The following is a 24,895-nucleotide window of genomic DNA, read 5'->3' as shown; positions in this document are numbered from 1 at the left end:
CGGTGTTGTGTTCCGGTGTTCTTGTGGGGGTGAGTAGAGTGCGGCGCCGCTGCCCACCGACGGTGGATCGATCTTCCTTATCAGTTTCAGCGCCAGCAAGAAGGCGCCTCACGTTTAATCGCCTGATGCTGGCAGCAAACCGGCGCGTGGATCGTTTGCACGAAGCTGGTCTTTGGCATTCCGCAGCCTAGGCATTCGTGTCAACGTTCTGAGCCCTCGTCCCGATATCACGCCGATAATTAGCAAGATGGGCGTTCCTGAAAACGAGAGGCCGGCTTTCGATGCCGGGCTGGCGAAAGCAATTCCGCTCGGCCGTCTCGGCCAGCCTGAAGAACTCGCGCGTGCCGCGCTGTTCTTGGCATCTGATGCCAGCAGCTTCGTCACGGGCGCCATCCTTCGAGTCGACGGTGGCATTTCTCTGATGTGAAAGCCAAAATCGATCGTCAGTCATTCTTAAATGCCCTGCAGATGAAAAACGACGGCCGGCTCGGTGGGGGAACGGCCGGCCGTCGCGACGAGCCGAGCGCCGGGGGGCGGACGCCGGTCGTATTTGGTTGCGTCAGTACACTGCCGCGAGGATTAGTTGGCCGGTGCTGTATCGCGCGCGTGCTTGATGGGAATCTGGACGCTGTCGCGGTCGGGCCTGAATTCATCGATCTCACGGCAACTTCGATCCTGGCGCGTTTCCCGGACACGGCGCTTGTTAGGCCAGGCGCCTGCGCTTAGGACACGTATTCCGGATGAACGAACGTCGGCGCGGGCATTGGTGTGGCGACGAACAGCCTGATAGATTCGTTGATGGCATTCTCTCTGGCTCCAGTGTCATGAGCACAAGGACCATGGTGACATAGCGAAAATGGCCGGCGGCTGCGCCAGAGCTATTGCCTTCATTGAAGAGCAATTGTGGCTAATGTGCACGTCGTCGCCAATCGCTTGGTGTCTCTCCAGTTAGCTTGCGGAACGCGGCTGCAAACGCTGTTTGCGAGGCATAGCCAAGGGTTGTGGCGACTTGCGCCACTGAATTGTTTGAGTCGCGCAGCATGATCATTGCTTGTTCAAGCCGGTAACGACGCAGCCAGTTATGCGGTGTGAGCCCCGTACTCTCTTTAAACGCACGGCAAAAATGAAATCGCGACAGCCCGGAATCGGAGGCAAGGGCGGCGAGGGAAACGTCCTCGTCGCTGTCCGATTGTAACCGCTCGATGGCTCGACGCAATACTGCCGGAGAGAGGCCACCGAGCGCAGGATGATGAAGTGCAGACTGGCCTGTGTGCGCTGAGAGCATGCGCGTCGCAAGCAGATCGCTCAATTGTTGCCTGAACAAGTTATCGAGCGCCTCATTATCCTGCACTGTATCGGCCGCGCTCACGAGAAGGCGCGACGTGACAAGGTCGGGATGCGCCGTCCGCTCGACAAGATCGTGAGGCGTGATGATGTTTGCCTCTAGGGCAACACGCTTGAGTGTTGCGTCTGGAAGGTAGAGCTGAATGATATCCATTGGATGGTAGATGTCCCATCGGGACATCGAACCGGCCGGAATGATGCTAACGGTGCCGTCGCGTGCCGTTCCGGCGACAATCGAACTTCCGTTGCGTCGCTCCAGTCGTTGAACGGTACCTACGTACGTCATAATGACGTGATCGGTCATTGGTTCGACGACCTCGTGAAACGCGTCATGACTCCACTGTGCAATGGCGCCGCCAGTTAAGTCTGACGCGATATGCACCGGTGTCGTCTTCAGAACTCGTGACATCTCGTTGATTGGGCGACGAAGACCTGTGACTGGCGAATTATCGCCCTGGCGGGGAAAGTCGGATACTGCAATTTGAGAGTCATGCCCAGCCTCGCGGAGGCGTGTCTTTTTCATGATCTCCTCCTCACATGGGCTCTGGGAGGGGCGCGCTTGTCCGATCTTGCCTCCGGCGCGGATCACGGCGTTGGTACTCTACGACTTCGAGTGCTTTGATCGATTGCGGGCTCAACGCGTTGACGAAGCGCGAGCCGCTTCGCAGCCCTGTGACGTGGCCGCAAACGAGATAATTCATGACAGTCTCCCCGCGTGTCGCGGGCACCGTCTGCGGGCTTCTTGATACCGACCGACGTTGTGCGCGACGCGGAAAATCTGGGGAATTTGTTACAAGCCCGCTACTGTCTTTCGGGATAGGTTGCGCTTGCTGTTGGCGAGGTCGACCTCAATGTTGGTCGAGCAGGACGCACGTTGAATTCATTGTCCTGGGCAACTATCGGTGGCGGGCGCCTTTGGAGAATATCACCTTGGGCGCCAGCGCTGCACCGGCGAGATTGCTGCGTTTGAAGAGCGATTGCGGCTAATGGATGCGCCGCCGCTCTTGCGTTGTTGATCTGCTTTCATGATCTAGTCCGGTTGCCTATCATGGATCTCCATGGGATGCCACGGGACCCAGCTATGGTAGTTTTTTCGTGAAATCCCTGAGTTGGGACGCGATGCCCGGCCGGGAGCCGATGCGGGCATCCGGTTATCTCGCGCCAGGGAGCCGTTGATGAATTTCGCATTGCCGTATGTTGACCGCTTTGGCCTTGCGCTCGCCGGCTGTGGCGCCGGGCTGGCCTTGGCGCGGCTGGTCGATGGGCCGATTGCCCGTCTCGCTCTGATCGTAGTCGCAATGGAAACCGTCGGCTTCGCGATGGTCTTCTTAGGTCCGTTGGCAAAGGGGAAGAGCCCGGGAAGAGCGCAAACCAAAGCCGAACAGGCTTTGCGAATTGTCGAGAGCATGCCGGCACTGGCGTGGTTTGCCGATGTAGGCGGTAGGTTTCTATATATGAATCGAAGTCCGAGGGTCGTCACGGGCCTACCAAAGGAGGATCTCGTCCCCACCAAAGACGACGAATTCGGCTTTCGGAAGGTTGTGCACCCTGACGACCTCGACCAGGTTCTTAAAGCCTGGCGCCACAGCCTGCGAACAGGCCATGAGTACAACTGCGAGCACCGCATGTGGCATACGAGCAGGGGGTACCGTTGGTACCGCAGTTTCGGATTGCCGACGCGTGATCCCGATGGCCGGGTGGTCGGTTGGTATGGCACAACCATCGATATCAACGAACTCAAGGTGGCTGAAGCTGCCTTACGCGAGAATGAACGTACGCTGCAGCAGTTGATCGATGCTGTTCCCGTGTTGATCTGGAGCCTGTCGCCGCAGGGAGACCCAACCTACTATAATCGGCAATTGATAGAGTACACCGGCGCGTCTGCTGAGCAGATGAAGTCTATCGACGTCGTGATTGAGGCAATCATACACCCGGACGATGCGGCGATAGTTGCCGAGGCGGTTCAACGCGGAATCGCGACAGGCGAGGGTTATTCGTTGAAGCACCGCCTTCGTCGCGCCGATGGTGTGTACCGCTGGGTCGATGCCCGAGCAGAGCCGATGCGCAATACTCAAGGTGAAATCGTACAATGGTACGGTGTCTGTTTCGACATTCACGGACAGGTGCTTGCAGAGGAGGGGGTACGGCGGAGTGAGCGGAAACTGCAGCAACTCATCGATGCCGTTCCCGCTCTAATTTGGAGTACCGAGCCGGACGGCACACCGACCTATGTCAGTAAACGCTTTACCGAAGTCACGGGTGCTACGCTCGAAGACATTACGGCGGCGGATGGTAAGCCTTCCCTAAGCGTCGTTCATGATGACGACAGACCGCAAGCCATCCAAGCATTCATGCGGTCAACAAAGGAGGGAATTCCCTACATTCAACGATATCGTCAGCTTCGGCGGGGCGGTATCTATCGCTGGACTGAGACGCGTGCAGAGGCCTTGCGCGATGAGAAGGGCAACGTCATCCAATGGTATGGCGTCAGTGTCGACATTCACGACATGATGATGGCGCAGGAAGCGGTGCGGCAGAACGAACGACAGCTGCAGCTACTCGTCGATACGGTGCCGACACAAATCTGGTGCGTGACGCCAGAAGGCGAACCGTCTTACATAAACAAAACCATGATGGACTACATCGGCATGAAGTTGGAAGACTTCGATGCCGAAGGTGGTTTGCGCGGCGCTATTGAAAATCTCGTTCATCCCGATGACAGAGATGCTCTACATCGCGCATTGGGCCATTCCCTCCGCACCGGCGAAACATTCGCCTTGAGATTTCGCAATCGACGGAGAGATGGGGTGTATCGCTGGCAGGAAGGGCGCGCGGAGCCGCTCCGCAACGAGAGCGGTCAAATCACCCGATGGTACGGCGCCAACATCGATATCGATAACCTGTTGGCGACGGAAGCTGCGCTGCGTAATAGCACTCAGCAACTGCAGCAGATGATTGACGCCGTGCCCATCAATATTCTGAGTTACGATCCCGCGGGCAGACTTACTTCTGCCAGCAAACGATATCTTGAGAATGTTGGAACGCCACCGGATCATATCCAGGACTTCGAAGCGCTCGCCAGATACCTAGCACACCCTGACGATCTTGCGGCCGTTCTGCGGAGGGCATTGGACGGGTTTGCGACCGGGACGCCTTTCGTCAACCGCTTTCGTCGGCGCGACAGGCATGGCGATTATCCCTGGATCGAAGCCCGCGCTCAGCCGTTGCGCGACCGGTCCGGTGAGATTGTACAATGGTACATGGTTTCCATCGATATCGAAAGCGAAGTTCGAACGCAGGAAGAATTGCGTGAGAGAGAACGTTTTCTCTGGCAACTCGTTGAAACACTTCCCGCTATGATTGACTGCGCTTCACCAAACGGTGAGCCGATCTACCGCAGCCAACGGCTGCGTCAGTTCCTTGGCTATGATCTTGAGTCCTTGGATGGCACGGGGAAGACCCGCTTGGACGGGACACTCGATGCCGGCGTTCATCCGGACGATGTTGCCGGGGTCAAGGAGCGGTATGCGCATTGTCTCGCGACGGGTGAACCGTATGCGCGACGACATCGGCTACGACGCTTCGACGGCGAATATCGCTGGGTCGAGACGCGCGCCGAAGCGATGCGAAGTGCTGACGGCACCATTGTGCAATGGAATGTGATATGCCTCGACATCGACGGTGAGGTCCGGGCGCAGGAGGCGTTGCGGTTCGCGCAAGAGCGGTTGGCGCGCGCAAGTCAAGCGGCGAGCCTTGCGGAGCTATCGGCCTCGATTGCGCATGAAGTGAATCAGCCGTTGGCAGCCGTGATTGCAAACTCACATGCCTGCCAGCGTTGGCTGACCGCCGATCCACCAAACATTGACCGCGCGCATAGGACCGTGGAACGGATCATTCGTGACGCAAATTCAGCGGCGGATGTCGTTAGCCGCATACGGGCTCTGTTTAAGCAATCGGTCGACCGGCGCATTTCAATGACGCTTGGCGATATGATCACCGAGGTACGAGAACTCATGGCCGAGGAAGCGCTGCGGCGCTCTGTCCGGATGGAGTTCGAGGTCGAGGGGGGCTTGCCGCCAGTCGCAGTCGATCGCGTTCAGCTTCAGCAGGTTCTGATCAATCTCATTCGGAATGGCATGGATGCGATGGACGCACTTACGAGTGGTAAGCGTCTTCGTCTGCGCGTGCGCCACGTTGCGGATACGATCCAGACCGAGATTAACGACCGTGGCCGCGGCGTCGAGCATCCGGACAGGATGTTTGAACCATTCTTTACAACGAAGGAGCATGGAATGGGCATGGGGCTTGCGATCTGCCGCTCGATCGTCGAATCGCATGGCGGGAAATTATGGGCAGAGACGAGCGAGCCGCCGGGTGCGACGTTCATCTTTACTTTGCCGATCGAACCGAGTGATGCTGCATGACAAACGACGATTCCATCGTCTTCATTGTTGACGACGATATCCGCATCCGCGAAGCGCTTGGTGAATTGCTCGCTTCGCATGGGATCGCGGTGTGCGCCTTCGCGTCTGCCGGTGCGTACGTCGATGCGGCTAAGCCGAAGCGACCAGCCTGTTTGATCTTGGATATCGAACTGCCAGACATCAATGGTCTCGACCTACAAAAGCAGATCGCGGACGGTGATCATCCGCCAATCGTGTTCATCACAGGGCACGGTGATATTCCCTCGACAGTACGCGCCATTAAGCGCGGCGCGGTGGATTTCCTCACCAAACCATTCAGTGAGGCAGCTCTTATGCAAGCTGTCCACGCCGCGGTGGCGCAAGACAGAAAGGCCCAAGCGGAACGCACGGGCCTTGACGTTCTCAGGCAACGGTATCTTGGTCTGACACCGCGAGAGCGTGAAGTTCTACCCCTTGTGATCAGTGGACTCCTCAACAAGCAGGCGGCGGCCGAACTCGGTATCAGTGAAGTTACGCTTCAAATGCACCGGAGGAAGGTCATGCACAAAATGGCGGCGGCCTCGCTGGCCGACTTGGTGCGGATCGCCGAAAAGCTCCAAATCCCGGTGACTCATTCGCGTCGGACAGGAGAGTAAGAAAAGTGAGCCAAAAGTCTCTCATCGCAGTTGTCGACGACGATCCGAGAGTTCTTGAATCTCTGGAGAACCTGTTCGAGTCGGTTGGCTATAGTGTGGCTACATTTTCATCAGGCCAGTCACTGTTGACAAGTGGTCTGTTGAGCATCAACTGCCTCATTACCGATATTGGTATGCCGGGCATGGACGGCTTCGAGCTTCTCGACATCGTGAAGAAGGCGCGGCCGGAGCTGCCGGTATTCCTTTTGACGGGCCGCCACGAGATCGCCGATCAGCTGCGGGCGACTGGCAAGGACATCAGCGGCTTCTTCATGAAGCCGTGCGGCGGCCAGGATCTGCTCGCCGCTATCGATCTTACGTTGAGTGACAAAATGGAGGGCGGCCATGATCAGTGATCCGATCGCGTTGCAAAAAGGAACAGGTCAGCCGCGAGACGAATCCGGTCAACCGCTTGTGATTGTTGTGGATGACGATGCAGCAGTACGTGAGGCCGTGCAGGAGTTGATGCAGTCGGCCGGAATGGAATGCGTCGGCTTTGCGTCGACGCGAGAACTGCTCGAGACGGACGTGCTGGAAGGACCTGGCTGTCTGGTGCTCGACGTGCGCATGCCCGGATCGAGCGGGCTCGACCTGCAGATGCATCTCACCGCAAGTGGGAATCCAAAGCCGATCGTGTTTCTGACTGGCCACGGCGACATCCCCATGAGCGTGCAGGCCATGAAGGCGGGCGCGATTGATTTCCTCACAAAGCCGGTTAGGGATCAGACGCTTCTTGATGCCGTGGCCGCCGGCATCAAGCGAGACCTTGCGCAGCGGGCCGACGCTCAAGCCATCAGGTCGAACATCAAACGGCTTGAGACGTTGACGCCGCGCGAGCGTCAAGTGCTACACGAAGTTGCGCGAGGCCGGGTCAACAAACAGATCGCTTTTGATCTTGGTATCAGCGAGGTGACAGTGAAGCTTCATCGCGGCAATGCCATGCGCAAGATGCAGGCCTCGTCGATCGGAGAACTGGTTCGGATCTGGGAGGCGCTCCCTGGCCCAATTCGCGCGGCATGCGCTGCTTAGATGCTTGAATGAGGCACGTGAACCCGCTCGATTCTCGATCACCTGCGTCGCTCCGGATCGATCCGCCAACCCGCGCTCGCCACGGGCCGCTCAGTGGTCGCTCTATGTCGACGCTCCAGGTACGATCCGCCGCGAAGGCGATAGGTACCATCGTGCGGAGGACTAGGTTTTCCCACCAATGGGATTAGGTCATTTCTGGCGCGACACATTCTCCGAGCGATGCAACTGCCGCACGGAAGAGGACGCCTGTTGAGGAGTCGTCCGGAGGTCTAGGTGTGCATCGAAGCCAGTCGATGGTTCGGAGTGTTTTCGTGTGTTCGGTGGAACGCTCCTTTGCGTACAAGGGTAGTGGTCGATCCGAACGAAGCCGACTAACCAGCGACAGCAAGTGCTTTGTTAGCAATCGCTCTTCAATCGTATCAATCGCTCTGGTGCAGATTGGCGTCCGATTCACTAACTAACCAATGTGGCTACATCAAAGAACGGAGATGAGCATATGCCTTGGCAATCCGCTGTAGGCGGCACCCATACTCTCCGATGTGTTTGCTTGCACGATGTCGTCAATTGAGGAGTCAGGCGACCGACACATGGGCACCGCGGGAAAGCGCAAGATCGAGGAACTTGAGCGGGAGCTGCAGCTTGCGGTCACCGACAATGCGAATCTGCAGAATGAGCTTGCGATCGCACTGGAGCGGCAGACCGTCACGGCGAAAATTCTCAATGTCATCGCCCTGTCGCGAACCGACGTGCAGCCGGTCTTCGATGTCATCTCAGAGAGCTCCCGGCGGCTGCTCGGCGGCCAGACGGCGCTGGTGACGCGAGTTGTTGATGATGAGCTTCATCTTGCTGCTTGCACGGTCGGAAGCGAAGCCGGCCACGCGGAGATCCGGGCTACATTTCCAGCGCCGCTGACGTGTTCGGGGATTCACAGCCGAGTTGCGTCTACTTCGAAGATGGCGTTTCGCTCCGATGTCGAAACCGAATCCGACGTACCGGAGCCTGTCAAGCACATGGCGCGCGCGCGGGGGTACCGCAGCATCATCGTGGTACCCATGCTGCGCGGCGGCCTGGCCATTGGTACGATCGGTGTATCGCGCGCAGAGCCCGGCGTGTTCAGCGATAGCCAGATCAATCTCCTCAACACCTTCGCTGATCAGGCCGTCATCGCAATTGAGAACGCGCGGTTGTTCGAGGAGGTTCAAGCGCGCACTACGCAGCTCGCTAGATCGCTCGATGAGTTACGCGCTGCGCAGGATCGCTTGGTACAGACCGAAAAGCTTACTTCGCTCGGACAGCTCACCGCCGGCATCGCGCACGAGATCAAGAATCCACTCAACTTTGTCAACAATTTTGCGGCTCTCTCGGTAGAACTGATGGACGAGGTCAACGACACGTTCACGACGGTCGTATTGCCGGATGATGTTCGTGATGAATTCAACGAACTGCGGGGCTTCTTGAAGGACAATCTCAATAAGATTGTGCAGCACGGCAAACGAGCGGATTCCATCGTCAAAAATATGCTCCTGCACTCGCGTGGTGTCGGCGGCGAGCATCGGCCAACAGATATCAATGGATTGGTCGAGGAGAGTCTCAATCTTGCTTATCACGGCGCGCGTGCCGAGACACCGCAGTTTAACGCCACGCTCTCGCGCGATTTCGATCCCGATGCAGGCGTTGCCACCGTGTTCCCTCAGGAGATCACACGCGTGTTGCTGAACCTGATGTCCAACGGTTTCTATGCGGTCGCCAAGCGCAGCGGCGAGAGTCAAGTTGGATTTGAACCCACGCTCAGCGCCAGCACGCGCAATTGCGGCGATCACGTCGAGATTCGTATCCGCGATAACGGCGTGGGAATTGTACCCGAGGTCAAGGAGAAGATGTTCAATCCGTTCTTCACGACCAAGCCGCCCGGAGAAGGTACGGGGCTGGGGTTGTCCATGAGTCACGACATCATCGTGAAGCAACACGGCGGCAGGATCGATGTAGAGACTGAGCTTGGCGAATTTACCGAGTTCACCATCCTGTTGCCGCGTGGGAGCAATGTTTCGAGCAATAGGGGAAGTGAGCGATGACCGTCCGAGTTCTGGTGGTGGATGACGAAGAAGACGTTGAGGTGCTGTTCCGTCAGCAATTCCGTCGCGATCTTCGCGCGCAACGGTTCGCGATGGAGTTCGCCGGTTCAGCGGCGCAGGCGTTAACGCGCATCACGGACACCGGCGAGCAGACGTTGATCCTGATTCTCTCCGATATCAATATGCCGGGGATGAACGGTCTCGACATGCTTCCAGAGGTGCGAGCTCGGCGACCCGATGTGCCTGTCATCATGATTACTGCCTATGGGGATGCAGAGACGCGCAGGACGGCGCTGGACAGGGGAGCAAAGGGCCTGCTGACCAAGCCGATCGATTTCGGGCAACTCCGCCAGGTGATTGAGTCACGGCTGGGACAGACCGCATGACAGCAACGATACTCGTGGTCGATGACGAGCCGGATATAGAGGTTCTCGTTCTTCAACGATTTCGCAAGCAGATCCGAGAGGAGAGCATTAACTTCGTGTTCGCGAGAGACGGACTAGAAGCGTTGCACTCGATCGAGCAGCACCCCCACGTCGATCTTGTAATCATGGACATCAACATGCCGCGCATGGATGGCCTTTCGCTACTCGCGAGATTGCAGGAGCGGGAGGACAAGAAGTCGGTCATCATAGTGTCGGCCTACAGTGATATGAGCAATATCCGAACTGCGATGAACCGCGGGGCCTTCGACTTTCTAACCAAGCCAATCGATTTCGCGGACCTGGAGGCCACGATCCGAAAGACGCTGGATCACATCGAGGTACTGCGCGAGGCGCGTCAACGCCAGGCGGAAGCCGAGCGTGCTCATGCGTCGCTGTCGCGCTACTTTTCGCCCGAACTCGCCAAGCGACTTGCTGCGGCTGGTGATGATGACGACATGCAAGTGCGCTGGCGTGACATTGCGGTGATCTTCACCGACATCACGGGATTTACATCGCTCGTGGAGACGGTTGCTCCCGAGGTTCTGGCGGAGTTGTTGAATGAATATGTCGGTGGCCTGACTGATGTGGTGTTCGCTCATGACGGCACGGTGGCGAAGGTGATCGGTGATGCTATTCAAGTGTTGTTCAATGCGCCGGGCGATCAAGCCGATTACGCCATGCGGGCGGTCGTTTGCGCTCAGGAACTCGACAAATGGGCAGAGGGATTTCGCATGCGCTGGAAGCGGAAAGGTGTCGATTTCGGTGCGACGCGAATTGGCGTCCACGCAGGTCCTGCGCTGGTAGGCAATTTCGGTGGTGACCGCTTCTTTGATTTTACGGCCTACGGCGACACGGTCAATACCGCCGCTCGGCTGGAGGCCGCGAACAAGACATTCGGTACGCGCATCTGCGTGAGCGACGCGGTCGCGAGTGGGGGAGGGGACTTCGTGGGCCGGCCAGTCGGCGATCTCGTGCTACGCGGGCGTAGCGAGCCCCTGCGCGCCCATGAGCCTCTGTCTGGGGCGGTGTTTAACACGCCTGCGACCGCTCAGTATGTGGAGGCCTTTAGTAAACTAAAGACGCATTGTGCTAGCGCCATGCCGGCATTTGCCGCCTTGGTCGGTGTGCATGCGGACGATCCCCTCGCCAGCTATCACCTGAGACGATTACTCAACGGCGCGAACGGTATCCGTATCGAGGTCAGATAGACTCTGATTTAACGGACTCAATTTGAAGCCCGGTGAACGTTCGACCTGTGCTGCGAGCCGAGTCGTAAAAAAGGGGTAGATCGTGGGGAGTGGTCGTTCTTCCGGCTCAGCACGAACGATGGTCATAGTTCGTAACTTGTTCCGTGGTTTGCTCGTGGAACTAGCGGAGTGATCTCCCTTCGAAGGGACAGTAGGCGCTGCAAACCCTGTCGGATTTCGTCTGAGTTAAAAGCTGAGAACCCGAATAACAGGCCTTTGCGTCGCTTTCGGCCCAAGTAGTAAGGCGACAGCGGTCGTAGGACGATCGTTTTCTGAGCGGCCATATCAGACAGCGCTTGATCGTCGGCCGTACTTGAAAGCGGAAGAACAAGATGCATTCCGGTCTCAAGTGCCTCAAACGGTACTGATTGTCCAAGTAGCTCATTGAGGCCTTCTACAAGCTGCTTTTGACGGGCTCGGTAAAGCGTCCTCATTCTCCTAACGTGCGAGACGAGCAAACCGCGGCTCAGAAATTCGGACAAAACCATTTGTTCGATCAGCGACGCGTGACGATCGACGATTGTTCTTGCTTTGGCGAATGCATCAGCGAGATCTGGTGGCACCACAATGTAGCCGAGGCGAAGGGTCGGTAGCAGTATCTTCGAGAAAGTTCCAAGGTGGATCGTTCGATTAGCTTGATCGAGCCCATGAATGGCCGGCAGCGCATTCCCGCTGTACCGAAATTCGTGATCGTAGTCGTCTTCTACGATCCACGAGCCACTATGCGCTGCGAATTCGACCAATGCTTTGCGCCGTTCGAGCGAAAGCGTCGCACCGAGTGGATACTGTCGCGACGTCGACGCGAAAACGACGCGAGGTGAAGGAAGGGTACGGATGGCTGCGGCGATACAGATGCCCTGCTCGTCTACGGTCGCCGGATATAGCGACGCACCGTTCGCGCTGAACGCTGCCCGGGCCCCGACGAAGCCTGGCTCCTCGAGCCAGACCGGATCGCCCGGATCGAGCAAAATGCGGCTCACGAGGTCCAGGCTTTGCTGCGTGCCCGTCGTGATTATGACTTGGTTAAACTCACAAGCCATGCCGCGTGAGGCATTCAAGTATTGTGCAATCGCGCGGCGCAGTGGTTCATAGCCCGCGTTTGAAGTTTCTGCGAGAATTTCGCCGCGTAGACGTCCGGAGGTTTCGTTGAGGAGCCGCAGCCAGGTTCGGATGGGAAATTCGCGGAGGTCGGGTAGGTCCGGCATGAAGGGTGTTGGACTTTCCGAGAACGCATCCGATGCCGATGCAACAAGGTTGCGTCCGCGGCGTGAGATAGATCTGAATGGGTAGTTGGAGGCGGCAGTTTCCTGAATGGACGAATGTGGGCCCATCCCGTCTTGTTTCTGGACATCGTCCGTTACATATGTCCCGTCACCGACGCGGCTGGCGAGCAGGCCTTCGTTGATCAGAGTATCGAATACCTGAAGGACCGTGTTGCGAGAAACACCGAGCTCATCGGCCATAATGCGGGTCGACGGCAGCTTGGTGCCTGCGATGATGCGACCCTGAGATACAGCTTCGCGCAGGCGATCAGAGATCTGTCGATAGATCGGGACGTGTGACGCCTTGTCGATGCCAAGGCTAATGATCGTACCGGTAACCGCTGTCTTTGGCATGGTTCGCCCTGAGCAATGCAAACGATGCGTACGCTCTTGCAAGAATGGTACCGTGGCAAAAACAAAAATGGCTCTGCCTCGACGGCCACCACTTCCCTAGCTTCATATTACATCGAGAACGCGAGCGGAATTGTTCGAGAGTGTGTCCGCTCAAGAGATCACCGAAGGGGGCTTCGGGGAGTGGAAAGGTGCGCGCCGTTGCCGGATGGCGCGTGTCATCGTCACCGTTCATCACGACGAAGACAGAGGGAAGCCATGCGAAAGAACCAGAACGAAATTCAGAATGTGCTCGGCCGGTATGAAGCAGGTCAAATGGACCGCCGCAGCTTCGTTCAATCACTCGGCTTGCTCGGCGTCTCCACATTCGTTGCGAACGCCGTCGTGCAGTCGCCGCTCGGAGCCACCAAGGCACTTGCCGCGATCGGCGGTCCGGAAGAACGCGCGTGGGCGCTTGCCAAGGAGGCGGCCGCCAAAGCGACCAAGAAAACCCTCACCGTTCTCATCCCGACCGGCTCAATCGGTAATATGACACCGTATACAAAGAGGTGGAAAGAAGAGCTCGGCATCGAGCTGAAGTTCATCGAAGAGCCGGACGAGGTAGTTCACACGAAGGGTATGCAAGAGGCTGTCGCGAAGACCGGCACCTACGACGTGATGATGCCTACAGCGATGTCATATCCGGACTGGATCGAGTCCGGTGTGATCCATGACCTCACTGACTGGGTCAAGGAATACGATCCCGAGTTGTTCAATCCGGAGTGGGGCGTTGTCTTTCCAGCCAGCCATCATGCCCAGCTTTACAATGGACGGGTTGCCGGCCTTCTGTGCGACGGCGACCAGATTACGGTTCTCTGCCGCGACGACTATCTGAAAAATCCAGACAAGATGAAAGCGTTTGCCGACAAGTACGGCTATGCGCTCGGTGTGCCGAAGACTTGGAAGGAGTACCACAATCTCGCGCAATTCATGCACGATCCCTCCAACAAGTTCTTCGGCAGCCTCGAATATCGCTCCCGGTACTACGTGAAGTGGATGTTCATGCAACGGCTAATTTCGAAGGGGCGATTGTACTTCGATCAGGAAGTCAACCCGACGTTCAACTCCGACGAGGGAATCGCAGCACTTGAAGACATGCTCGCACTGAACCCTTATCTGCACCCCGATGCGTTCAGCTTCACTTGGTCGTCGAATTACAACGCGTTCGGTCGCGGCGAAGGCTTTATGAATATCGTCTGGCCGTCGGGCTTCAAATATTCTAAGGCGCCGACAACGGGGCCGGCTACGACCGGCAAGATCGTCGCGACAGTCATGCCTGCGGACACGCTCAAGGATGGCAGTCTGCTCTACGCCGGTATGTTCTGCTGGGGCTATGGCTACGCCGTTTCGAAATACTCGGCGAACCCGGAGCTTGCTTACGCCTATGCGCAATGGATGACGTCGCCAACGATCTCGATGGACGCCATTCCCTACCTCGGCGGCTACTCGGATCCCTACCGCGCCAATCACATGCTGGCACCGACCCAGCGGATGATGGAGACCTATTCGCCCGAGTACCTGAGGACGCTCTATGACAACATGGTCAACACGGTACCCGACTTTTGTCTGCCGGGTGGCTTCGAATATCAAGATGCGCTCGACAAAGAAGTGCACGCCTGCATGACCGGCGATAAGAAGCCGAAGCAGGCGCTGGACGATGCGGCGCGTACGTTCGACCGGATCACGCGTAAGATCGGCAAGGACAAGGTTAGGAAGTCTTGGCTGGCCCTCGCCAAGAATCTGGCCGACCCGATCAAAAAAGCGAGTGGCGCTGATCGTTGGAGCTGATTCCCATCCAGCCCTGCCTAACAGGACAGCTGTCACTCGATTGCGCGGCCGTCCTCCTCAATTCTGGATTTTCTCGTCGATGAGTATGTGGCCTCACCAGGATACAATCGCAACACAGCACATGGATGTGATAGCATCTTCCACCACCGAACGGCCCGCCGACGCGCGATCGCTCTCCATATCTGCCAAGCGAACGGCCAGCCCGGTCAGGTTTCTCGCAGCGCCGGGACAGATCGTCTCGCTCATTGTGCTTGTCCTGCCGCTGCTCGTCGCCCTCTATATGAGCTTTACGAACTGGACACCGACGCGGGGATCGCTCCTCAACGCGTCCTTCGTTGGGTTCGATAACTATGCGGAGCTGCTGATCTACGATACGCGATTCCTCGAAGCTGTGGTGCGAACCTTTTTGATAGGCGCCGTCTGCTTATCGCTCGAATTCGTCCTCGGCCTCGGCCTAGCCGTGATCTTTCTCAGGGAGTTTCGCGGCAAGGCTGTGCTGTTCTCGGCGTTTCTGACGCCCATGATGATCCTTCCGGTCGTCGTCGGGTACACATTCTGGATGCTGTTCCAGTCGAACGGGCCGATTAATCAAATGATTACGCTCTTCGCCGGTCAATCCTTCGCCCCGGAATGGTTCCGAAGCGCGCCATTTGCGGTGGCAACCGTGATCGTCACGGAAGTCTGGCACTGGACGCCGCTATTCTTCCTGATCCTGCTTTCCGGCCTCAACGCTGTCCCGCAAAATCCGGTTCGAGCGGCCGTCATTCTCGGCGCGAGCCCGAGGGAGGTATTCTGGCGTGTGATCCTGCCGATGCTCAAGCCGGTAATTGTCGTGGCCTTTGTCATCCGGTCCATGGAGATCATCAAGCTGTTCGATGAGGTCTTCATGCTCACGCGAGGCGGCCCGGGTTCCTCGACTGAGACTATCAGTCTCTATATCTACAAACTCGCCTTCAACGATTTCCAGCTCGCCTATGGCGCAGCGGCAGCATTCCTGGTTCTGATCGGTACTCTGTTTTTGATCAATTCGATGCTTCTGCCGATCCGCGAGCAGCTTCTGAAGGAGCGCCGCTGATGCCGTCGCGCCGTCTCTCGCCATTACTTGGTTTGCTCCTGATTCTCGCCCTCGTGGTTACATTGTTTCCTGTGTTCTGGATCGTGATGACGGCACTGAAGCCGCCGACCGACTGGAACGCCGTACCGGCAGTGTGGATTCCGGCCAAGCCGACCCTCGTCAACTTCCGCACCCTGTTCGATCCGGAGGCGATACGCGAGTATGGCGTGGGAGGCGTCAGCCAGTCGGCCAGCGCCGCTGTGTTCGGCTCCCTGCTCGCATCGACCGTGTCGACGGCGCTCTCGATCCTCATCGGTCTGCTCGCCGCGATCGGGCTGTCACGCTACAGCTCGGGCAGCACCGCGACCCCCCTCATCATCCTCTCCGGCCGGATGTTTCCACCGGCGGCAATCGCCGTGCCCTTCGTGATCATCTTTTCAGCTGCCCATATTATCGATACCTATAGCGGCCTCATCGCTATCTATGTTGCGGCAACGGTGCCTTTCTCGACCTGGATGCTGAAGAGTTTCGTCGACGACCTGCCGCGGGAAATCGAGGAGGCGGCCATGGTCGACGGTCAATCGCGGCTGATGGCACACTTAACGGTGACGATGCCATTGATCCGGGGCGGACTGTTCGCCACCACACTCTTCATCTTTATCCTCAACTGGTCGGACTTCATGTTCGCACTAGTCCTGTCCTATGGGCGCATTGCGACGATCCCGGTCCAGCTCGCGAAATATGTCACGGCGACGGCGGGGACGCTCTATGGCGTGCAGGCGGCCCTCGCGGTGCTCGCCATGATTCCCCTCGTGCTCGCGGGCTTCGCGATCCAGTCGCATCTTGCGCGCGGGATGACGTTCGGAGCCATCAAGCGATGAGCACCCCGAAGCTCGAATTGGTCGGCCTCAAGAAGGAATTCGCCGATGGCTCAGTGGCGGCGGTCGACGGCATCGATCTTGCGGTTGAGGAAGGGCAGACCCTTGCTCTGCTTGGACCGTCCGGCTGCGGGAAGTCGACTACGCTCAACATGATTGTCGGGTTGGAGCAGCCAAGTTCGGGAGACATTCGCATCGACGGCAGGTCTGTCGTCGCGGTCCCGCCTGGACGACGCAACGTGGGGCTGGTCTTCCAAGATTACGCCGTCTTTACATCGATGTCGGTCAGGGAGAATCTCGCGTTCGGCCTCAGAGTACGCGGCCAGCGCAAAGCCGAGATCGATCGGGCCGTCGGGGAGGTCGCCGAATTGCTCGGCCTGTCCACCATGCTCAACGGCAATGCGCGCGATCTCGGTGGCTCCGAGCTGCAACGTGTCGCCATCGGCCGCACGCTTGTCACGCGGCCCGCCATCCTACTTCTGGACGAGCCACTCTCCAATCTCGAGGCTGGGACCCGTCTTGCAACGCGGCGTGAGCTCAGGCGACTTCAGAAGGAGGCCGGCTTGACGATCATCTACGTCACGCACGACCAAGTTGAGGCCTTATCTTTGGCGGACTGGATTGCGGTGATGAGCGCCGGAAAGATCCGACAGGTCGCGCCGGCTTCGCTGATCTGCCAGCAGCCGGACAACATCTTCGTGGCGAGCTTCATGGGCACGCCACCGATGAATCTGCTCCGCGGCGCACTCACGCGAGCCGACGGGGGATACGTCTTCCGAAAGGACGCATTCGTGGTCGGTCTCCTTCCGGGGACAGATATTGGCGAAGCCGCCGACCTGCCCGTAACGATTGGCATACGGCCGGAAGAAGTGCGCTTATGCGCATCGGGAGAAGCGGGCCTGCCAGCACGGGTCTTGCTCGCCGAGCCGCGTGGATCCGAGACGGTTGTGACTCTCGAGACCGGCGGCCAGGTGATCAAGGCCGTCATTGCATCGGATCATCGGCCGACGGAAGGCAGAGACGTCATGCTCGAAATAGACGCTGCCTCGCTGGTGCTGTTCAGCGGCGAGACCAATCGGCGCCTGCCGATGATTGCGGAGCTCCGCGCATGAACGCGCTGCCAAGAGCTGCCTTGGCCGACAGTGCCGGCCTGGAATTCCGGGGCGCCACTAAATCGTACGGCGGCAAGCGCGCGCTGAACGATATCAGCATATTTGTGCCGAGGGGATCATTTACCGTCATCCTTGGCGCGGCGGGCGCCGGAAAGACCACGATGTTGCGATCGATTGCTGGTCTCGAGAAACTGGACGCGGGCGAACTTCTGATCGGTGGAGAGCCTGCCAACCATCTGGAGCCGAAGGATCGCGACGTTGCGATGATCTTCGACAACCTTGCGCTCTACCCGAACAAGACAGGCTTCGAGAACATTGCCCATCCGTTGCGGGTCTCCGGCCGCGAGCGCACCGCTATCGAGACCGCGGTTCAGGGCATCGCCAGCAAGCTCAAGTGCGTCCATGTGCTGGGGCGCTTGCCGAGGACTATGAGCGGAGGCGAACGCCAACGAGTCGCCCTTGGACGCGCGCTGGTGCGCGAGCCGCGGCTGTTCCTGCTCGACGAGCCGCTATCGAGTCTCGATGCTATGCTCCGCATCGAATTGCGCACGGAATTGCGGCGCCTGCAAAGGGAATTCGGCTACACCTTCGTCATGGCGACGCCTGACTACACGGAAGCCATGGCGGTCGCCGACAGCATCGCTTTTCTGCGCGAAGGCGAGATCATCCAGATTGCCGAACCTCAAACGCTCTACGACGAGCCTGCCGATTGGGACGTCGCACGGTTCATCGGCGAGCCTGAAATCAACCTGCTGCCGGCCAGCTATTCACCGGACGAGGGGGGACGGGTCATGCTAGGCGACGGCATCGTCTGCCAGGCCCCGCCAGCGCTGCGCCAGGGCGGCTATCGGACATCCTTTCAGTTCATGGCAGGCATTCGGCCCGAGCATCTTCGGCTCGGGACGCCGGAGCTCAGCGCCTGGTGCGGCGAGGTGACGGACATCGAGCCTCTGGGGACCAAGGCTGCGATTACGACCGCGCTTCCACGCAGCGAAGTCCGCATCTTGGTCGCGGCCACTGTCGCGCGGGACCTGAAAGTGGGCCAGTTCACCAGCATCTCATTCGATCAGGACAAGCTCATCGCTTTCGACAGGACGACTAAGGCAAGGCTGCTCTGATGACGGCGTTCGTTCTGGACTGAAGACAATTGCGGAGCAAAGAGGAAGACGAGATGAATATTCTGGTGTTTCAACATCTGCCTGTGGAGCACCCCGGCACCTTGCGCGACTTTTGGCGCGAACGTGGATACTTTTCCTATACGGTCGAGCTCGAAGCCGGTGAACCCATTCCAAAGCTCGAAGAGTTTGACCTGCTCGTCGTCATGGGCGGACCTCAAGACGTCTGGCAAGAAGACATCCACCCGTGGCTGGTGCCGGAGAAGGCCGCCATACGCCACTGGGTTCGCAGTCTCGAACGGCCCTACCTCGGCATCTGCCTCGGACATCAGCTACTGGCGGAGGCGCTGGACGGTCGGGTCGGTCTCATGCAGCGGCCGGAGGTGGGCTTGGCCAAAGTAGAACTCACCGCCGAAGGACACAGTGACCCGCTGTTCGATGGGTTCGGCGGCACCATGCAGACCTTTCAATGGCATGGGGCCGAGGTCATCGACATGCCGGCGGGCGCCGTTGTGCTTGCCCACAACGATGCGTGCGCGGTCCAGGCCATACGCTGGGGGCGGCACGCTTACGGCCTGCAGTATCACGTCGAGATCACGCCACAGACTGTCGGAGAGTGGGAGGCCGAGCCGGCCTATAGGGCGAGCCTCGAACAGTCGCTGGGTCCGGTTGACGCGGCTCGGCTGAACGATGTCGTCAGCCCGCGCCTTGCCGAGTTCCGCTCTGCGGCCAAGCGCATCAACGACAATTTCTTCTCGATTCTTGCCGACCGCGCCGCGGTCCGACCTGTGTAGTTAACATCAAGAGCCAAGTAGGAAAGGGCCCGCGAATGCTGAAGGTTATCGACGAGGGGACCAAGGATCGCCACATCCCGAAGCTCGTGCTGGCGAGCGAGAAGGAGGCGAATGACTTCGTCAAGAAGGTCGAAAGCCAGGGCTTTGACTTCGTCCGGTTCGAGATACCCGATATGGCTGGCCTCAGCCGCGGCAAGACGATTCCGATTAGCCACGTTGCCGGCTATCTCAAGTCGGGGCTCAATCTCTACGGCGGCACGGTTGCCCTCGACAGCTATTCCATTCCTGTCCGCAACTCCGGTTACAACGAGGAGATGAACTATCAGGATTGCGTGATGGTCGCCGACCAGAACACCCTTATGCCGGTTCCCTGGCTGGAAAAAACCGGGCGCGTGATCTGCGATACTATGTGGTACAACGGGCGCGCGCAGCTTGCTGCGCCGCGCATGCTTCTGAAGAAAATGCTCTCGGTCGCCGAATCTCTCGGCTTCAACGTCATGATGGGCCACGAATACGAGTTCTATGTGGTCGATGCCGAGACTCGGAAGCCTATCTTTGGCGGTCAGCCGATTTTCGCGACAGCCAGAACTCACCAGCATCCTGCGATCGATGATCTTATCCGGATCCTTCAGGCGCAGGGCATCGACATCATCACCTACAATGTCGAGCATGGTCCTGGCCAGGTCGAGATTAACTACTCCGCCCAGATCGGCGTCGATGCTGCCGATCGGGCCTTCGTGTTCAAAAACACCGTCAAGGAGTACCTTGCCAAGCATGGCTTGCTCGCTACCTTCATGACGAAGCCCTATAAAGGTCTGTCGGGAAGCTGTGCCCATTATCACGTCTCGCTGCTGAAAAAGGAGGGCGGTGGCAACGCGTTCCTGGACCTTGAAGACGACGATGGTATGTCCCGCATCTTCAAGAGCTTCATTCAGGGCGTCCTCGACCATGCGCGCGGTGCCATGGCGATCTGGAGTCCGACGCCGAACTGTTATCGCCGCATTCGGCCGCACACCTATGCGCCCTCAAATATCTCCTGGGGTATTCAGGACCGGTCTGCTTCTGTGCGCGTTAAGGCGAGCAAGGATAAGTCGACGCACATGGAAGTGCGTGTTCCGGCCGCGATGTCAAATCCGTATCTTGTTGCGGCAACAACGATCGGTTCAGGCCTGCTGGGATTGATGCACGAGCGCGAACTGATGCCGTCGGGCTCTGGACCCAAGGAAGATGATCCCCGCTATGCGAAGCTTCCGACCGAGATTGAGGATGCTCTCGATGCCTTCGAGGCTGATACGGCATTGCGCGATCTACTCGGCGAGGAGTTCGTTAAGGTCTATCTGGCGATGAAGCGCCAGGAAACGGCGCGGCTTCGCGATGAGATACCGGCAGCAGAGGTCAATGAGTATTTTGAGCTCTATTGAGGCCGGCTCGTCAATGGTAGTGTCGCGCCGGCCGGGCGAGCAATTTTGCTGGCTCGGCGTCGAGGAATTGACCCACGGTTACCGAACCTGTGATTTCTCGCCGGTCGAGGTCGCCCGCGAACTGATCGCACGCGTTCGTGCCCTCGATCCGATGGTCAATGCGATCGTTAATCTGGACGAGCCTTACGTATTAGCCATGGCCGCTGCGTCTGAGGCTCGCTACCTATCTGGCGAGGCGCTATCGGCCATGGATGGCGTTCCGGTGACGATCAAGGATCTTTCGGCCGTCGCGGGCATGCCAAAGCGACGAGGCTCTTTGTTGTCTGGAAGCGAGCCGGTCGCGGAAGATACGCCTTGCGTTGCCCGCATGCGAGAGGCAGGAGCCGTGTTTCTGGCAAAGACCGCAACGCCCGAAGGAGGCTGCAAGGTCGTCACGCAAAGTGCCGTTCATGGGGTGACGGCTAATCCCTACGATCTCTCAAAAACGCCAGGAGGCTCATCCGGCGGCGCGGCAGCCGCGCTTGCGCTCGGCTTCGGGCCCGTCGCGCTTGGCAGCGATGGTGCCGGATCGATCCGAATTCCAGCAAGCTTTACCAATTTGTTCGGTCTGAAGCCTGGTTTTGGACGCGTTCCCGCTTTCCCAACTGACACCGACATGCCCCATTCGGTCGTCGGACCCATGTCGCGAACGGTGGCGGATGCCGCCATCATGCTCGATATCATCTGCCGGCCTGAGCCACGCGATCCCTACGCGTGGCCTGAACTGTTCGAATTGCCTGAGCTGAACGATCCGGATCTGAGCGGCCTCGCTATTGCCTATTCGCCCCGACTTGGTTGCCATGCTCCACTTATTGATAGCGAGATCGATGCGCTCGTGGCAGGGGTAGTGCCCTTGCTCGAGGATGCAGGTGGGGTGGTTGCCGCAGAATCACCGGTCTGGCCTATCGATCCCTTTGAGCCGTTCAGAGTGTTCTGGGAAATCGGTTGTTATTCGACTGTCGCAGCAACGCCCCACGACAAACGCGAAATTTTGGATCCTATCATCCAGAGCGCGGGCGCCTTGGGCGCCAGCCGTTCACTTGCGGACCATCTTACGGCCTCCGAACAACGTCTCAAGCTAGCCGCTGCTTCCAAGGCATTCTTCAACCGATATCACATTCTCGTCGGACCCGTCATGCCGGTGCCGCCTTATTCAATTCAGCGAAACGTTCCTGAAAGATTCAACGATCCCGATTGGAGCTGGTGCCCTTACACTTATCCATGGAACTTGACAGGTCAGCCAGCGGCCTCTGTACCGATCGGCTTCACCAAAGGGGGCTTGCCAGTCGGAGTTCAGCTCATTGGGCGTATGGGACGGGAAGCTGATCTTCTGCGGGCAGCGCGTGCGATCGAGCTCAGACGGCCACTGCACTTGCGGCGACCGCGGTGGCTCGATGATCGGGATCCGACGCGTTCGCGCCGGATCACTTGAGGTATTGGAAGTTCTTGACGAAGTCGGGGACATCAATCCCTTCACGCAGCTTTGGATCGGGCACTGGCGGGCGTTGAATGAGCCCCAGAGGCACCGATCCAGCCCAGAGGTTGGTTGCGAGATCCTCGGGCTCCTCGTCTGGAAGGCCGTCACTGACCTTTGCGGAAACTTCGTCAAGCTTCATTCGGATGACCTTGGTGGCCTTCCACTCCTGCTCGGTCGGCTTACGCGCATAGTCCCAAAGTCCGGGAGCTAGCCGATCGACGAAACACTGGAGTGCGCGACGTTTGACGTCTTCGTCGCACATCTCGGCCTGGCCAAACGCCATCACCGAACGAAAATTGATGTTGTGATTGAACGCAGCACGCGAGAATACGATCCCGTCCAGATGGGTAACGGTAAAGCAGACCGGGATGCCACGCTGCTGCGTCTTTAGCATCCGGCTCGCCGAAGAGCCGTGCCAATAGACGTAATCGTTGATCCGCCAATGATTGGTCGGCGTGACATAGGGCTGCTGGTCGATCACGTACCCCACTTGGCAGACAATGCCGGTATCGATAATGCCATTAATCGTATCCTGATCGTATTTGGCCAACCAGTGATAGCGTTTGAGACGGGTCCTTTCGCTCCGAGGGCCAGCAAGGTTCAACGTTTGGTCGTCTGCCATCGTGGCCGTACTCCGCGCTAAGAAAGAGGTGCTCAACCATACTGACGGCGATCGGCAGCTTGTGGAGCCATTTTGTGAAAGTTGGGGGGGCCAATCGAAAAAGGTTTGCACCCACTGCACTCAATGGCTCCGAAAGCTACGGTACTAGTGAAATTTCGATCTAACGCGCATCTGGCACATCTCTTGATAGCAGACGTGGTGAAAGACGGTGCGACCATTTCGGCCATCGCTTGAATCTCGCCGCCGATAGCATTGGCGGCACGGTGATCAAGTTCTCGCCTCTTGCGCTTCAAGGACAATCGCGTGAGGTGATCACGTCCGAAGACCTGAAAGCGCACCTAATCACAAACCGCTTACGACTCGCAGATGCCGTGGCGCGCCGATGTATGTCTGATTCGGCACTGGACGAAGCGCCCGCGGATTGCCGAGGAACGCAACGGTACGACGAACAGGTCAATGTTGGGCTCTCAGCGCGGGATCAGCCTTGCACGTCGATACCTGTCAACCGAACGCTCTTAGTCCAAAGCGCTTCGGCTAAGGCTGGATCCGCCGCATAGGGGCGGATGCCGAAGTGGCCCTCAGTTTCGATGGGGGCGATGTCGCTATCTTCGCAATAGACCCCACCGATGCCGTCCAGTTCAGGCGCGGTAGCGCACCAAACCATTGTTGCTGCGCCTTGAGCGAAGTTCTTCTTGTCCTGAGCCGGGTCGATCAGTGGGGTACCGTCAGGATTGAATAGTCCGTAAGCTTCCAGCTCCTCGCGGCTGACGTGCCTGGCCAGATTGCCGAGTATCGATCCGGGATGCACCGAATACGCCCGGATACCGTGGTCCCGCGTGCGCATATCTAGGGCCAGGGCAAATAGCGCGTTGGCGGCCTTCGACTGAGCGTAGGCGGCGACCTTGTCATAAGGCCGTTGATTAAAATCGAGATCAGTGAGATCGAATCCCGGCAATTGGTGAGCGCGCGAGGACAGAGCGACTACGCGCGCTTTGCCTGCAAGTTTCAGTGCGGGACACAACGCGGCGGTCAGCCGGAAATGGCCTAGGTGATTGGTGGCGAACTGACCCTCGTGTCCCTCGACATCGCGGAAGAGCGGTGGCGTCATGACGCCGGCGCTAAGAATCAGCAAATGTAGCTGCGCGCCGGTAGTCAGGAACTCTTCGGCAAAAGAGCGAACCGAGATCGGGTCAATCAGATCCAGCTCCGCCACGACCACACCAGTGATTCCAGCAAGCGACGCGCGGGCGGCGGAAGTGTTGCGGGCTGGCACGATGATGCGTGCGCCGAGGCCAGCCAACACCCGCGTGGTCTCAAGCCCTAGGCCCGACGCGCCGCCGGTGATTATGGCGGTCTTGCCCGAAAGGTCTGCTCCACGCGCCACCTCTTCGGCCGTTGAGAAGGGGGTGAAGGGGGTGTTGAGGGGATTCTGCATCGGGTTCATGCCCGTTCTCCTGCCGTTTGCGCGCCTGAGATAGCGCTCGCGTGCAAGACGATCTATGTTTGATTGTCCTGTATTTTGTTGAGATTGTCCGATGCCTCCGCCAGTTGATCCGCTTTCTCAGATTTTGGCCTTTGCCGGCATTCAGGCCGCGGTCTCCACCGGGCTCGAGGCAAGCGGCAGATGGGCTGTGCGCGTGGGTTCGCTGCCCACCTTGAAATGCAGTGTGATTCGGTGCGGCGAATGCTGGATGGAATGCAAAAGGCCGCGTTGGCACCTGCGCAGAG

20 protein-coding genes and 1 pseudogene are annotated in these 24,895 nt (G+C 58.4%); 17 read left to right on the top strand and 4 right to left on the bottom strand.

The genetic code is table 11. The features are described 5' to 3' along the window. Window positions 1-145: 145 nt before the first annotated feature. Window positions 146-427: pseudogene (locus FNJ47_RS27965) on the top strand (SDR family NAD(P)-dependent oxidoreductase); the annotation flags it as partial. A gap of 480 nt (window positions 428-907) precedes the next feature. Here the strand turns inward: FNJ47_RS27965 and FNJ47_RS27960 are convergent. After that, window positions 908-1,867: a helix-turn-helix transcriptional regulator gene (locus FNJ47_RS27960; protein WP_163158967.1), complete on the bottom strand. Its 960-nt coding sequence runs from the start codon at window positions 1,865-1,867 to the stop codon at window positions 908-910. A 652-nt stretch (window positions 1,868-2,519) separates the two neighbouring features. Between FNJ47_RS27960 and FNJ47_RS27955 the strand changes: the two genes are divergently transcribed. From FNJ47_RS27955 to FNJ47_RS27925, 7 genes are all read left to right on the top strand, one after another. Further along, the gene (locus FNJ47_RS27955; protein ID WP_236000130.1) at window positions 2,520-5,768 is read left to right on the top strand and encodes a PAS domain-containing sensor histidine kinase; all 3,249 of its coding nucleotides are present in this window, start codon (window positions 2,520-2,522) and stop codon (window positions 5,766-5,768) included. Beyond that, on the top strand, window positions 5,765-6,403 hold the full coding sequence (locus tag FNJ47_RS27950) for a response regulator transcription factor (RefSeq protein WP_163158965.1): 639 nt from the start codon (window positions 5,765-5,767) through the stop codon (window positions 6,401-6,403). Before FNJ47_RS27955 ends, FNJ47_RS27950 begins: the two co-directional genes overlap by 4 nt. A 5-nt stretch (window positions 6,404-6,408) precedes the next feature. Further along, a complete protein-coding gene (locus tag FNJ47_RS27945) occupies window positions 6,409-6,798 on the top strand; it encodes a response regulator transcription factor (protein ID WP_347341727.1) in 390 nt (129 codons plus the stop codon). Next, window positions 6,788-7,471 (top strand): response regulator transcription factor, encoded by a 684-nt coding sequence (locus FNJ47_RS27940; RefSeq protein WP_163158963.1) that lies wholly within the window; start codon window positions 6,788-6,790, stop codon window positions 7,469-7,471. The genes FNJ47_RS27945 and FNJ47_RS27940 overlap by 11 nt, the downstream gene beginning before the upstream one ends. A gap of 587 nt (window positions 7,472-8,058) precedes the next feature. Continuing rightward, the gene (locus FNJ47_RS27935; RefSeq protein WP_163158961.1) at window positions 8,059-9,543 is read left to right on the top strand and encodes a GAF domain-containing sensor histidine kinase; all 1,485 of its coding nucleotides are present in this window, start codon (window positions 8,059-8,061) and stop codon (window positions 9,541-9,543) included. After that, complete coding sequence (locus tag FNJ47_RS27930; protein WP_163158959.1) at window positions 9,540-9,929, top strand: response regulator; 390 nt, start codon at window positions 9,540-9,542, stop codon at window positions 9,927-9,929. The genes FNJ47_RS27935 and FNJ47_RS27930 overlap by 4 nt, the downstream gene beginning before the upstream one ends. Next, a complete protein-coding gene (locus FNJ47_RS27925) occupies window positions 9,926-11,176 on the top strand; it encodes an adenylate/guanylate cyclase domain-containing protein (RefSeq protein ID WP_163158957.1) in 1,251 nt (416 codons plus the stop codon). Before FNJ47_RS27930 ends, FNJ47_RS27925 begins: the two co-directional genes overlap by 4 nt. A 122-nt stretch (window positions 11,177-11,298) precedes the next feature. On the opposite strand, the gene pdxR is transcribed toward FNJ47_RS27925, so the two are convergent. Further along, a complete protein-coding gene (pdxR, locus tag FNJ47_RS27920; protein ID WP_163158955.1) occupies window positions 11,299-12,831 on the bottom strand; it encodes a MocR-like pyridoxine biosynthesis transcription factor PdxR in 1,533 nt (510 codons plus the stop codon). A 255-nt stretch (window positions 12,832-13,086) separates the two neighbouring features. Between pdxR and FNJ47_RS27915 the strand changes: the two genes are divergently transcribed. From FNJ47_RS27915 to FNJ47_RS27880, 8 genes are all read left to right on the top strand, one after another. Next, window positions 13,087-14,655 carry an ABC transporter substrate-binding protein gene (locus FNJ47_RS27915; protein ID WP_163158953.1) on the top strand — a complete coding sequence of 523 codons (1,569 nt, stop codon included), beginning with the start codon at window positions 13,087-13,089 and terminating at the stop codon, window positions 14,653-14,655. Between the two features lie 121 nt (window positions 14,656-14,776). Next, entirely contained in the window at window positions 14,777-15,730 is a 954-nt protein-coding gene (locus FNJ47_RS27910; protein ID WP_163158951.1) for a carbohydrate ABC transporter permease, read from the top strand. Further along, window positions 15,730-16,590 (top strand): carbohydrate ABC transporter permease, encoded by an 861-nt coding sequence (locus FNJ47_RS27905; protein WP_163158949.1) that lies wholly within the window; start codon window positions 15,730-15,732, stop codon window positions 16,588-16,590. Before FNJ47_RS27910 ends, FNJ47_RS27905 begins: the two co-directional genes overlap by 1 nt. Continuing rightward, complete coding sequence (locus FNJ47_RS27900; RefSeq protein WP_163158947.1) at window positions 16,587-17,699, top strand: ABC transporter ATP-binding protein; 1,113 nt, start codon at window positions 16,587-16,589, stop codon at window positions 17,697-17,699. Before FNJ47_RS27905 ends, FNJ47_RS27900 begins: the two co-directional genes overlap by 4 nt. Further along, a complete protein-coding gene (locus FNJ47_RS27895) occupies window positions 17,696-18,817 on the top strand; it encodes an ABC transporter ATP-binding protein (RefSeq protein ID WP_163158945.1) in 1,122 nt (373 codons plus the stop codon). Before FNJ47_RS27900 ends, FNJ47_RS27895 begins: the two co-directional genes overlap by 4 nt. 53 nt (window positions 18,818-18,870) lie before the next feature. Then, complete coding sequence (locus FNJ47_RS27890; protein WP_163158943.1) at window positions 18,871-19,608, top strand: type 1 glutamine amidotransferase; 738 nt, start codon at window positions 18,871-18,873, stop codon at window positions 19,606-19,608. A 35-nt stretch (window positions 19,609-19,643) separates the two neighbouring features. Next, window positions 19,644-21,029, top strand: coding sequence for a glutamine synthetase family protein (locus FNJ47_RS27885; protein ID WP_163158941.1), 1,386 nt, complete (start codon window positions 19,644-19,646; stop codon window positions 21,027-21,029). Further along, window positions 21,007-22,500: an amidase family protein gene (locus tag FNJ47_RS27880; protein WP_163158939.1), complete on the top strand. Its 1,494-nt coding sequence runs from the start codon at window positions 21,007-21,009 to the stop codon at window positions 22,498-22,500. The genes FNJ47_RS27885 and FNJ47_RS27880 overlap by 23 nt, the downstream gene beginning before the upstream one ends. Here the strand turns inward: FNJ47_RS27880 and FNJ47_RS27875 are convergent. Both FNJ47_RS27875 and FNJ47_RS27870 read right to left on the bottom strand, forming a co-directional pair. Continuing rightward, window positions 22,493-23,167 (bottom strand): pyridoxamine 5'-phosphate oxidase family protein, encoded by a 675-nt coding sequence (locus FNJ47_RS27875; protein ID WP_163158937.1) that lies wholly within the window; start codon window positions 23,165-23,167, stop codon window positions 22,493-22,495. The two genes, FNJ47_RS27880 and FNJ47_RS27875, sit on opposite strands and share 8 nt — an antisense overlap. A 478-nt stretch (window positions 23,168-23,645) precedes the next feature. Then, window positions 23,646-24,611 (bottom strand): SDR family NAD(P)-dependent oxidoreductase, encoded by a 966-nt coding sequence (locus FNJ47_RS27870; RefSeq protein ID WP_163158935.1) that lies wholly within the window; start codon window positions 24,609-24,611, stop codon window positions 23,646-23,648. A gap of 91 nt (window positions 24,612-24,702) precedes the next feature. Here FNJ47_RS27870 and FNJ47_RS54780 point away from each other — a divergent pair. Continuing rightward, window positions 24,703-24,895, top strand: a 193-nt coding sequence (locus tag FNJ47_RS54780) for a cupin domain-containing protein (RefSeq protein ID WP_163158933.1), incomplete at its 3' end; no start/stop codon positions are given.

Origin of the sequence: Bradyrhizobium uaiense (assembly GCF_010811875.1) — a bacterium.
In the GTDB taxonomy this organism is placed as follows: Bacteria; Pseudomonadota; Alphaproteobacteria; order Rhizobiales; family Xanthobacteraceae; genus Bradyrhizobium; species Bradyrhizobium uaiense.
Note: the sequence above shows the minus strand (reverse complement) of the source record. Positions and strands in the feature narration are given on the sequence as shown.

Bases quoted from the DNA above. Each gene is read 5' to 3' on its own strand.
- FNJ47_RS27960 (WP_163158967.1), bottom strand. From the start codon at position 1,867: ATGAAAAAGACACGCCTCCGCGAGGCTGGGCATGACTCTCAAATTGCA.
- FNJ47_RS27955 (WP_236000130.1), top strand. From the start codon at position 2,520: ATGAATTTCGCATTGCCGTATGTTGACCGCTTTGGCCTTGCGCTCGCC.
- FNJ47_RS27950 (WP_163158965.1), top strand. From the start codon at position 5,765: ATGACAAACGACGATTCCATCGTCTTCATTGTTGACGACGATATCCGC.
- FNJ47_RS27940 (WP_163158963.1), top strand. From the start codon at position 6,788: ATGATCAGTGATCCGATCGCGTTGCAAAAAGGAACAGGTCAGCCGCGA.
- FNJ47_RS27935 (WP_163158961.1), top strand. From the start codon at position 8,059: ATGGGCACCGCGGGAAAGCGCAAGATCGAGGAACTTGAGCGGGAGCTG.
- FNJ47_RS27930 (WP_163158959.1), top strand. From the start codon at position 9,540: ATGACCGTCCGAGTTCTGGTGGTGGATGACGAAGAAGACGTTGAGGTG.
- FNJ47_RS27925 (WP_163158957.1), top strand. From the start codon at position 9,926: ATGACAGCAACGATACTCGTGGTCGATGACGAGCCGGATATAGAGGTT.
- pdxR (WP_163158955.1), bottom strand. From the start codon at position 12,831: ATGCCAAAGACAGCGGTTACCGGTACGATCATTAGCCTTGGCATCGAC.
- FNJ47_RS27915 (WP_163158953.1), top strand. From the start codon at position 13,087: ATGCGAAAGAACCAGAACGAAATTCAGAATGTGCTCGGCCGGTATGAA.
- FNJ47_RS27910 (WP_163158951.1), top strand. From the start codon at position 14,777: ATGGATGTGATAGCATCTTCCACCACCGAACGGCCCGCCGACGCGCGA.
- FNJ47_RS27905 (WP_163158949.1), top strand. From the start codon at position 15,730: ATGCCGTCGCGCCGTCTCTCGCCATTACTTGGTTTGCTCCTGATTCTC.
- FNJ47_RS27900 (WP_163158947.1), top strand. From the start codon at position 16,587: ATGAGCACCCCGAAGCTCGAATTGGTCGGCCTCAAGAAGGAATTCGCC.
- FNJ47_RS27895 (WP_163158945.1), top strand. From the start codon at position 17,696: ATGAACGCGCTGCCAAGAGCTGCCTTGGCCGACAGTGCCGGCCTGGAA.
- FNJ47_RS27890 (WP_163158943.1), top strand. From the start codon at position 18,871: ATGAATATTCTGGTGTTTCAACATCTGCCTGTGGAGCACCCCGGCACC.
- FNJ47_RS27885 (WP_163158941.1), top strand. From the start codon at position 19,644: ATGCTGAAGGTTATCGACGAGGGGACCAAGGATCGCCACATCCCGAAG.
- FNJ47_RS27880 (WP_163158939.1), top strand. From the start codon at position 21,007: ATGAGTATTTTGAGCTCTATTGAGGCCGGCTCGTCAATGGTAGTGTCG.
- FNJ47_RS27875 (WP_163158937.1), bottom strand. From the start codon at position 23,167: ATGGCAGACGACCAAACGTTGAACCTTGCTGGCCCTCGGAGCGAAAGG.
- FNJ47_RS27870 (WP_163158935.1), bottom strand. From the start codon at position 24,611: ATGAACCCGATGCAGAATCCCCTCAACACCCCCTTCACCCCCTTCTCA.